This is a genomic window from Synechococcus sp. R55.2 (genome assembly GCF_047462075.1).
In the GTDB taxonomy this organism is placed as follows: domain Bacteria; phylum Cyanobacteriota; class Cyanobacteriia; order Thermostichales; family Thermostichaceae; genus Thermostichus.
Window position 1 is genome coordinate 1 of record NZ_JANSIH010000088.1, and the last position, 8,642, is coordinate 8,642.

Below are 8,642 nucleotides of genomic sequence, written 5' to 3' on the forward strand. Positions count from 1 at the left end.
GACAAGCCTCAGGAGCCAAGATGGCCCCGGCCATCAGCGCCAAGGCAGAGTTTTTTGCCCCGCCAATAGGGATGTGGCCACTCAGGGTCTGCTTGCCAATGATTTTCAGCACTGGCCCCATCATCTCTGGCGCGGTTGCCATGCCGGTCTGGGGCGGCGTCAGGCCAGGCTCTAGGGGATCCGCCCCGCTGACGCGATTGTCAAAACCTTTCAATCTCCCTCCTCACCCACAAAAAATAGGCGAACCCTTCTCAGAGAATACTCTGGGGATCACAGCAGCGGCTAAACTCGCAAGCCAAATTGGGTGTGAGGAAGAAGTTCCCATGGCTGTGCTTCTATCCTGCAGCAGCGGACAGGGGAGCGGCTAGGCCAGTTCACCAGATGCAGGCTCTCAGCGAAGGCAACTGGGGGGCAGCCCAACAGCAGGGGGCGGTATGATGGATGCTCAGGGGAAGTGCTTGCAAGGAAAACAGGAAGGAGACAGCCGATGATCGCCACTCAAGTCTCTGCCCAAGAGTTGTTTCGGGCCGCCTATGAAAACCGCTACACCTGGGATCCCGCTTTCCCAGGCTACAGCGCCGAGGTCACCTATTGGGATGGGGAGCGCACATTCGTTGGGCAGGTGCGAGTGGGGGCAGACCTAAAGGCCACCGTTACGGGCGTAGAAGATGAGGAAGCTCGAAAAGCCATTCACAACCAACTCTGGGAGATTGCCATTCACCGGGTGCGCCGCAGCTTCGACGAGACCCATGGGAACAACACCTTCCGTTACGGCCAAACCCTGCCCGATGGCACAGTAGAGATCTTGGTGGGGGGCAAAGCCGAAGGGGATCGCTACCACGTGCGCGATAACCAGGTTACCATGGTGCATCGGCATATCCACGGAGTGGTGGTTACCATCCACACCTTCAGCAGCCACGATACCGGCGAAGGCTATCTTTCCCACCGCTACGATTCCGTCTATCACGATCCCCAAACGGGCGAGCAAAAGGGCGGGCGCAGCCAATTCGAGGATCTGTATACAAAAGTGGGCCAGTACTACATCCTCTCGGAGCGGCGTATCCAGACCGAGACGGAAACCGGCCCTGTGGAGAAGCGCTTCACCTTCAGCAACTTGACCTTGCTAGACGTTGGGGCGTGAGCGACCCGGCATTGCTCTCTGCGGGGTAGAGGGCCGGCTCTCCCATTCGTCATTGTTGGGCAGCTACCGGGAGGCTGAGTTCACGCCCTTCTTGGCGGCCAAGCCTTTCTCGATAACGGGAAAGCCGATCTGTAGGCTTTCAAGCTTTGTTGCAGAACGATCCTCCCGGTTAGAAAAAGCAAGAGAGCCTGAGCTATGCTTTGAATATTCTCCCGCCTGCGATTGGCATGGACAACACCACAGCAAGACCCGACCCGGATGCCGAAGCCCCCATTGGTGCCCCTGAACTGATCATTCGCCCCGCCCAACTGGGGGATCTGGAGGCTGTGGAAGAGATTTTGGCGCAAGCCTTTGATGAAGAGTACAGCAGCCGCTCGGTGGATATTCGTCGCCAAGTGCGGCGGTTGCGCCAGTGGTATGGGCCCCTGAAAACCCTGACCCTGTTTCCCAATCGCTTTCAGCACATGTTTACAGTGCATGTGGCGGAGCTGAAGGGCAAGATTCAGGGGGTGATTCAGGTTTCTCCCTTCAACCATTCCCGCAGCACCTGGCGGGTCGACCATATCGCGGTAGCGCCCTCTGCCCAGCGCCAGGGGGTGGGATCCCGGCTGCTCAAGCACTGCATGGAGCACTTTCGGGAAGCTCGCACCTGGATCCTGGAGGTGAACATCCACAACAAAGGGGCAATGGCGCTCTACCGGCGCAACGGCTTCCAACCCCTAGCCCAGATCACCTACTGGTCGGTTCCAGCCGATATTCTGGCGGCCCTCAGCCGGCACGAGCCCAAATTGCCCAACCTGGTGCCGGTGACCAATCGGGATGCCTACGCCATCTACCAACTGGATACGGGATCCATGCCCGCCAATGTGCGCCAGGTGTACGACCGCGAGGTGAACGATTTTCGCACCAACCCACTGGATTGGCTCTTGGAGCAGGCCAAATGCGCCATCAGCCAGACGGAACGGGTGGAAGTGTGTGTTTATGAGCCCGAACGCAAAACCGCCATTGGCTACTTCAACTTGAAGTTGGATCGCACCGGGCAGCAACCTCATGTGGCCAAGCTCACGGTTCACCCCGCCTACACTTGGCTCTACCCCGAACTCATGGCCAAGATGGCCCAGCTTACTCAGGCTCATCCGCCGCAATCTCTGGCCTTGGCCTCCACCGATTACCAGCCGGAACGGGAGGAGTTCTTGCTCAAGCTGGGGGCTCGAGATGTGGAGCGGACGTTGCTGATGTCGCGTTCGGTGTGGCACAAAATCCGCGAAAGCCGCCTCTTTACCTGGGATAGTGCTTATCTCAACGCGATGCTGCGGGGATTACAGGTGAAGCAGCCAGTGCCGGAGCGGTTTGAGGGGCCGCCGGAGGGCTGGGTAGAGCACCACTTTCATCCCATTAGCCCAACCGAGCCAGATCCCAGCTCTGGTCGCGTCAGCGGTGTGGAGTCTTCACCAGGGCTCTCCAGAGACTCCCAATCTGAGGCTTCTCCACCCCCTAGCTAAGGGAGAGAGAGCCCCAATCCTGGCTTGCTTGCACCTTGCGAAAAACGGATGAAAGACCCGAAGGGCAATTCTACTGCGGATCCCTCTTGGCGGGCGCTGATTCAGGCGGCACTGCACCGGAACCGTAGCGATCCCGGTGTGCGGTATTTGCAATTGGCCACGGTGGATCCCCAGGGGCATCCGCGCAACCGCACGGTCGTTTTCCGGGGGTTTTTGGGCGATACCGACCGCATTCAATTGGCGGTGGATAGTCGCAGCGAGAAGATCCGACAAATTGCCCACTGCCCCCAAGCCCAGATCTGCTGGTATTTCTGCAAAACCCGCGAACAATTCCGCATCGCTGGCACCCTTGAGGCCATCGCCGCCGATCATCCGGATCCCCAAGCTCAGCGCCAGCGGCAACAGTTGTGGCAACAGATATCGGAAAAAGGACGGCTCCTCTGGTTTTGGCCGGAACCTAAGGGGCTGCTTGCCCCGCCAGAGGCTTTTATCCAGGAGTTGCCGAAAGAGAAAGATCTGCTGCCTCCGCAGACCTTTGTGGCTTTACTGCTGGAGCCAACGGAGGTGGATCACCTACAGCTTAAGGGGGATCAGATCTATCCCCAATTGCGGACGGTGTACGAGCGCACTTCCAAAGGGTGGCAGCGTCGGGCTGTGAATCCCTAAAAGGGATCCAAACTTGCTTAGCCTGGTCTGGAGTGGGGGATCCCTTCTTTCCTTGACGTTCCCCGAAAGCCCAAAGAATAGAGGAATGGACGTGTTAACGTAGCTGAACAATCCTGTTCTGCACGGTGGGGGGCGTTGCCCTCAGATGGAACTCTGTATGCGCATGCCTGGTCTATCGGTGGTAGGGCAGCAGTTGATGCCTTTTGTCTAACTCGACACGTATCACTTTGGCTTGCAGTGGTCTCGATGTGCGTCTTGATCTGGTCATTTTCTGCCTACATTGCTCGGGCTGTCGCCTCTCTTTTCGCTGGTGGGCCATCCATGAACAGGGCCTTGAGGGGCAAGGGATCCCTAGTGTTGTCTGTCGCTTTGGTTGGGGTAGGGGTTCTTGTGCAGGGATTGAGAGCACAAACTCTGGAGAAACCGACGCTGAAAGCCTTGGAAGATTCTGTTGAGGGGAATGTTGTCCCTGTTCTGCACTCAGAACCTGCCTTGCCCCCCCAGGCTGTCCCCACCTCCGCCCGTACGGGACCCTTTCGGGTCGGCAATCGCACGCCCCATCCGGTTCGGCTGGTGATCTTGATGCGCAGCGGCGAACGGATGATCAATCCGGAAACGGCCCACTGGGACTTTGCCCCTGGAGAGGGGGGGAGCGAGGGATTGCTGCTGAGCTTGGGAGAGGAACCGCTGCAAATCGGCCCCGGAGACATTGTGGTGGCTTTCGCCCTGGATGGAACCCGCCGCTATTGGGGGCCCAATGTGGTGGGAGAGTCTCTGGCCCCGTTTTGGGATGGGGAGAGCGGCTCCTGGTCGATGATCTTGCAGCCTTAGGGTGCTCCGCGCGCAGCTTGGACATTTGCAGCGGTCACCTCAAACTCCTCTGGGGCAACTTCTCCATTCCTCACTCTTCTGGGCCAAAGGGGGAGGATCCAAGCAACAGAACATTTTGAGAACAGTCTCCAAACCATAGTCATTTCAAGCTAGATTGAGACACTCCCCAAGCGCTCTGTGCCGCTGCCGCGACCAACCCCAGCTCTTCTCCCAGAGAGAGAGGGAAGTTAGGGAACAATGCAACAGAAATGTTTCATTCCTGTTTAATAATGACTACACAAGTGGCTGCGCAGTTTATAGCTCTGTAGGGTGTTGGCCAGCAGCATCGTTACCGTCATCGGCCCTACGCCTCCCGGTACGGGCGTGATGGCAGCGGCCAACTCTTTGACCGCTTCATAGTCCACATCTCCCACCAATTGCTCGGCTCCGGTGGGGGTCTCGATGCGGTTGATGCCAACGTCGATGACCACCGCGCCGGGTTTCACCATGTCTGCCCTCAATAGGCGGGGGCGGCCCACGGCCATCACCACAATGTCGGCGGCGCGGGTCACTTCTGCCAAGTCGGGGGTGCGGGAGTGGGCTAGGGTGACCGTCGCATCGGCGGCCAACAACATCAAGCTCAAGGGCTTGCCCACCAAGATGCTGCGACCGACCACCACTGCCTTTCGGCCTGCAATCGGGATCCCTTCTGCCTGCAACAGGCGCATCACGCCCAAAGGGGTACAACTGCGTAGGCCGGGCTCGCCGCGCAACAGCCGGCCCAGGTTGAGGGGATGGAGTCCATCCACATCTTTGTCGGGATTGATGGCCAGAAGGGGGGGGATGGGATCCCAGCCGGGGGGCAGGGGCAGTTGGACGAGGATGCCATCCACCCGCTCGTCCTGATTGAGTTGGTCGATGGTGTCGAGCAAATGGGCAGGGGAGTCTTGGGCGGAAAAATGTCGGCCAAAAGAAGCAATGCCCAACCGCTCACAGGCCCGCTCTTTGCCACGCACGTAAGCCGCACTGGCGGGATCCTCTCCAACCCGCAGCACTGCCAATCCCGGTGGCCGCCCCACCTGGGGTATCCAAGCTTGCACTTGGGCGGCCATCTCCGCTTGCAAGCGGGCGGCTAAGGCTTTGCCATCGAGGATCTTTGCGGGCATGGGGGCGCAAGGATAAAGACAACCATCCAACGACCATCCATAGTGAAGCAGAATGGCGACAGCAGTGCAGGGGGAATGATCAGGTGGGATCCCTAGAACGCCTGCGAGTCTTCTTCCTCTTGGCCCAATTGCTCGATGATGATCTCCACCTGCTGCCGCTTTTGCTCTAAAAAGTCCGCGCAGGTTTTCAGGGTTTGGGCGGCCTGTTGAAAGCGCTCCACCACTTCCGCCAGATCCAGTTCCCCCGATTCAATCTGGGCAATCAAAGTTTCCACCTCGGCAATGGCTGCTTCATAGCGCCACGGCTCCTCACGTTTGCGGCGGCTCATGGCTCTCCTCTACTCGTACCCATAGGCTTCCCGAGGCCAGTTGTATCATCAGGCGGGTTTGGGGAGGCAGGCGATGGGTGCGGATCAGGGATCCCTCTTCATCTCGCACCAAGGCATAGCCCCGTTTCAGAATGGCTTCGGGATCGAGCGCTTGGAGGCGATCTTGCAGGGCCTGTTGGTGCTGTTGGCGTTGCTGGAAGCGATGGCGCACGGCTTGGAGCAGGCGATGTTGGTGTTGGGTCAAGCGATCCTGAGCCTGTTGCAACAGCCGCTCTGGATGCACGTAAGCCAGGTGGTGTTGGGCCTGCTGCAAACGCTGCTGGGCCCTTTCCAAAGCTTGGCGAGTGCGTTCGATCAACTTCTGGCGCAACTGGGATCCCTGGCGCTGCAATTCCCCCAGATCCGGCACGATCCGCTCGGCAGCCGCCGTTGGGGTGTGGGCGGCGTAGTCGGCAGCGTAGTCCGCCAGGGTTTCATCCCGCTGGTGGCCAATCCCGGTGACCACCGGGATCCGACATTCGGCAATCGCTCGCACCACCCGCTCATCGTTAAAGCAGGCCAAATCCTCACTGGCTCCGCCGCCCCGCGCCAGCAAAAGCACTTCGGCCCGCCCATCCCGCTCCACCCGGCGAATGGCCCGCACAATTGACTCTGGGGCCGCTTCCCCTTGCACTTGAGCCGGGGAGAACAGCACCCGTAGCCCGGGGTAGCGCTGGTTGAGGGTGCGCCGAATATCTCCCCAGCCGGCAGCGTGGGGGGAACTGACGACAGCAATGCACTGGGGGTGAACAGGCAGAGGTCGTTGGTTGTCGAACAAGCCCTCGGCACTGAGGCGGGCCTTGAGCTGTTGAAATCGCAACGCCAACAGCCCTTCCCCGGCAGGCAGCAATTGCCAGATGACGAGGCGATAATAGCTGCCGCCACTGTAGATGCCGATTTGCCCAAGGGCGAGCACCTGCTGCCCCACTTCCGGCCAGAAACTGAGCCGGGAAGTTTGGCCCTGCCAGACCACCCCCTTGAGAACGTCGCCGGTTTCCGGATCGGTCAGGGTCAAGAACAGGTGGCCATTGCGGTTGCGCTGGCAACTGGATACTTCCCCGCTCACCCACAGCCTGGCCAAGTAGGGATCCCCGGCCAGCAGCGATTTCAAATAACGGGACACTCCCCCCACCGAGAGCAGGGGAGCTTCATCCGTGAGCAAAAACTCCATCCCACTGCTGCGGGCGGCTAAAGTCACTTCTGAAGGGACAGGATCGCGCATCCAGGGTTCTCGAATAGCGATGGGACTTGTCGGGATCCCATCTAGAATAGGCGACAACCGGGCGAGAGAGGAGGTGAGCTGGCGGGTGACCTTCGCCCAGTGGCTGGGGCTAGGGGCGCTGTTGGGCCTGCTAGTTCTGCTTTGGCAGATCCGGCAGATCCTGCTGTTGGTGTTCGCGGCCATTGTGTTGGCAGTAGCATTGGATACCTTGGCCCAGATCCCACAGCGCTACGGCTTTCGGCGTGGCCCCTCAATTGTCATCACCAGTTTGACGGTTTTGGTGGCCGCGATCTTGGTGGGGCTAATCGTGGTGCCCCCCCTGGCGGAGCAGTTGCGGCGGCTGTTTACCGATGGGGTGCCCGCCGGGATCGTGCAAGCGCAGCGGCTGTTCGAGAGCTTGATCCTCTCTTTGCCGACGGATATTGAGCTGCCGACGCTGCGGGAATTGGCCAATAGCTTGGTGCCCCAGGCCACCGAGTTGGTGCGACAGGTGCGCGACTTTTTCTCCGAGTCCTTCACTGCCTTTTTCGGCACCCTGCTCAACCTATTGTTTGTAATCATCCTCACCATTTTGTTGTTGGCGGATCCCCAAGCCTACAGTCGCGCTTTTGTCTCGGTTTTCCCGGCCTTTTACCGTCCCCGCATTCGCTACATCCTCAAGCGCTGTGAGCTGGCGCTGCGGGGCTGGCTGATGGGGATCCTGTTTACCAGCACCTTGGTGATGCTGCTGAGTGGGATCGGGCTGTGGATTTTGGGGGTGCCCCTGATCTTGGCCAATGCGGTGCTGGCGGGATTGTTCAACTTCATCCCCAATATCGGCCCCACCTTAAGCGTGGTAGCCCCCATGCTGGTAGCCCTCACGGATGCCCCTTGGAAGTCCTTGGCAGTGCTGGGGCTGTATATCCTGATCCAGCAGTTGGAAAGCAGCGTCTTCACCCCCATCGTTATGTCCCGACAGGTGTCGCTCCTGCCCGCCCTAACCCTAGTAGCTCAAGTTACTTCAGCCTTTTTCTTTGGGGTGCTGGGCCTGTTCCTGGCCGTGCCTTTGGCGGCAATCCTGCAGGTGTGGATTCAGGAGGTGCTAATTCGGGATGTCCTGGATCCCTGGCAGGGATCCCGATTGCGGCCCTTGCTCAGGTTGGAAAGTGGAGAGAATGGGATCCAGAGCTCCACCCAGGATCCCATCCCGCCGCCGCAATCGGTGCGAGATGGTTAAGGGAGCAATGCTCCTGACTTGGCTCAACCCCATCAGCTTAGCCACACGACCGGCCCTTCCATTGGGCAGGAATCGACGTTCTCCCCACGGCTAGAGCCGGGGGATTCTTTCCCGTCGCTCCACGCTCCTCGCGCTTGACCGGTGTGAGAACGCGACAACTGGCAACTGCGCACCCAGGCAGAGCGGCATCGGGGAAACAGTGAGGCCCACGGCCCGCTGTGCGAAGGGCATTCTGTCAACCAAGGATTCTGTCCCGCTATCGCTCACCTGGCAAGGCCGGACTGTGGAGTCCCGGCGGGAAAAGCCGCAACCCCTGCTGTCGCACCCGCCGCTCCTGGAAGGGAATGGGGGTCACGCGCGGCAAAGGCGTAGCCACAGGCTGGGGAGTTGAAGTGGGCACAGCTTGCGGAGAGGGCTCTGGGCTGGGCTCAGGCGTAAGCTCAGGTTCAGGAGTGGCCACCACGGGCGGTGGCGTTGGAACAGCCGGGATCCCCTCTGGTGTCGGACGGGGGCGGCCCAGTTGAAAGCGCGGCTGGCGACGAGGTGCAAGC

Annotated in this window: 8 protein-coding genes and 2 pseudogenes; 5 read left to right on the forward strand and 5 right to left on the reverse strand. The window is 59.8% G+C overall.

What is annotated here, in order from left to right:
* Positions 1 to 214 (reverse strand): annotated as a pseudogene (locus NW838_RS03265) (UDP-N-acetylglucosamine 1-carboxyvinyltransferase); the annotation flags it as partial.
* 273 nt (positions 215 to 487) lie between these two features.
* Here NW838_RS03265 and NW838_RS03270 point away from each other — a divergent pair.
* The 4 genes from NW838_RS03270 (at position 488) to NW838_RS03285 (ending at position 4,140) form a co-directional block, all read left to right on the forward strand.
* Positions 488 to 1,141, forward strand: coding sequence for a DUF3386 domain-containing protein (locus tag NW838_RS03270; RefSeq protein WP_414357485.1), 654 nt, complete (start codon positions 488 to 490; stop codon positions 1,139 to 1,141).
* Positions 1,142 to 1,341: 200 nt separating this feature from the next.
* A complete protein-coding gene (locus NW838_RS03275) occupies positions 1,342 to 2,643 on the forward strand; it encodes a GNAT family N-acetyltransferase (RefSeq protein ID WP_414427492.1) in 1,302 nt (433 codons plus the stop codon).
* A gap of 48 nt (positions 2,644 to 2,691) precedes the next feature.
* Positions 2,692 to 3,309 (forward strand): Npun_F5749 family FMN-dependent PPOX-type flavoprotein, encoded by a 618-nt coding sequence (locus tag NW838_RS03280; protein WP_414357483.1) that lies wholly within the window; start codon positions 2,692 to 2,694, stop codon positions 3,307 to 3,309.
* A gap of 321 nt (positions 3,310 to 3,630) precedes the next feature.
* Positions 3,631 to 4,140 (forward strand): hypothetical protein, encoded by a 510-nt coding sequence (locus NW838_RS03285; RefSeq protein WP_414357482.1) that lies wholly within the window; start codon positions 3,631 to 3,633, stop codon positions 4,138 to 4,140.
* 263 nt (positions 4,141 to 4,403) lie between these two features.
* Here the strand turns inward: NW838_RS03285 and folD are convergent, their stop codons facing one another.
* The 3 genes from folD to xseA all read right to left on the reverse strand — a co-directional run bounded on the left by folD (position 4,404) and on the right by xseA (position 6,875).
* Positions 4,404 to 5,285 (reverse strand): bifunctional methylenetetrahydrofolate dehydrogenase/methenyltetrahydrofolate cyclohydrolase FolD, encoded by an 882-nt coding sequence (folD, locus tag NW838_RS03290; protein WP_011431762.1) that lies wholly within the window; start codon positions 5,283 to 5,285, stop codon positions 4,404 to 4,406.
* Positions 5,286 to 5,377: 92 nt separating this feature from the next.
* The gene (xseB, locus tag NW838_RS03295; protein ID WP_414357481.1) at positions 5,378 to 5,614 is read right to left on the reverse strand and encodes an exodeoxyribonuclease VII small subunit; all 237 of its coding nucleotides are present in this window, start codon (positions 5,612 to 5,614) and stop codon (positions 5,378 to 5,380) included.
* On the reverse strand, positions 5,595 to 6,875 hold the full coding sequence (gene xseA, locus NW838_RS03300) for an exodeoxyribonuclease VII large subunit (RefSeq protein ID WP_414427493.1): 1,281 nt from the start codon (positions 6,873 to 6,875) through the stop codon (positions 5,595 to 5,597). Before xseA ends, xseB begins: the two co-directional genes overlap by 20 nt.
* A 73-nt stretch (positions 6,876 to 6,948) precedes the next feature.
* Between xseA and NW838_RS03305 the strand changes: the two genes are divergently transcribed.
* The gene (locus NW838_RS03305) at positions 6,949 to 8,091 is read left to right on the forward strand and encodes an AI-2E family transporter (RefSeq protein WP_414357479.1); all 1,143 of its coding nucleotides are present in this window, start codon (positions 6,949 to 6,951) and stop codon (positions 8,089 to 8,091) included.
* 256 nt (positions 8,092 to 8,347) lie between these two features.
* Here NW838_RS03305 and NW838_RS03310 read toward each other — a convergent pair.
* Positions 8,348 to 8,642: pseudogene (locus tag NW838_RS03310) on the reverse strand (hypothetical protein); the annotation flags it as partial.

Coding starts and splice junctions, on each gene's coding strand:
- NW838_RS03280 (WP_414357483.1), top strand. CDS start 2,692: ATGAAAGACCCGAAGGGCAATTCTACTGCGGATCCCTCTTGGCGGGCG.
- xseB (WP_414357481.1), bottom strand. CDS start 5,614: ATGAGCCGCCGCAAACGTGAGGAGCCGTGGCGCTATGAAGCAGCCATT.
- folD (WP_011431762.1), bottom strand. CDS start 5,285: ATGCCCGCAAAGATCCTCGATGGCAAAGCCTTAGCCGCCCGCTTGCAA.
- NW838_RS03285 (WP_414357482.1), top strand. CDS start 3,631: ATGAACAGGGCCTTGAGGGGCAAGGGATCCCTAGTGTTGTCTGTCGCT.
- xseA (WP_414427493.1), bottom strand. CDS start 6,875: ATGCGCGATCCTGTCCCTTCAGAAGTGACTTTAGCCGCCCGCAGCAGT.
- NW838_RS03270 (WP_414357485.1), top strand. CDS start 488: ATGATCGCCACTCAAGTCTCTGCCCAAGAGTTGTTTCGGGCCGCCTAT.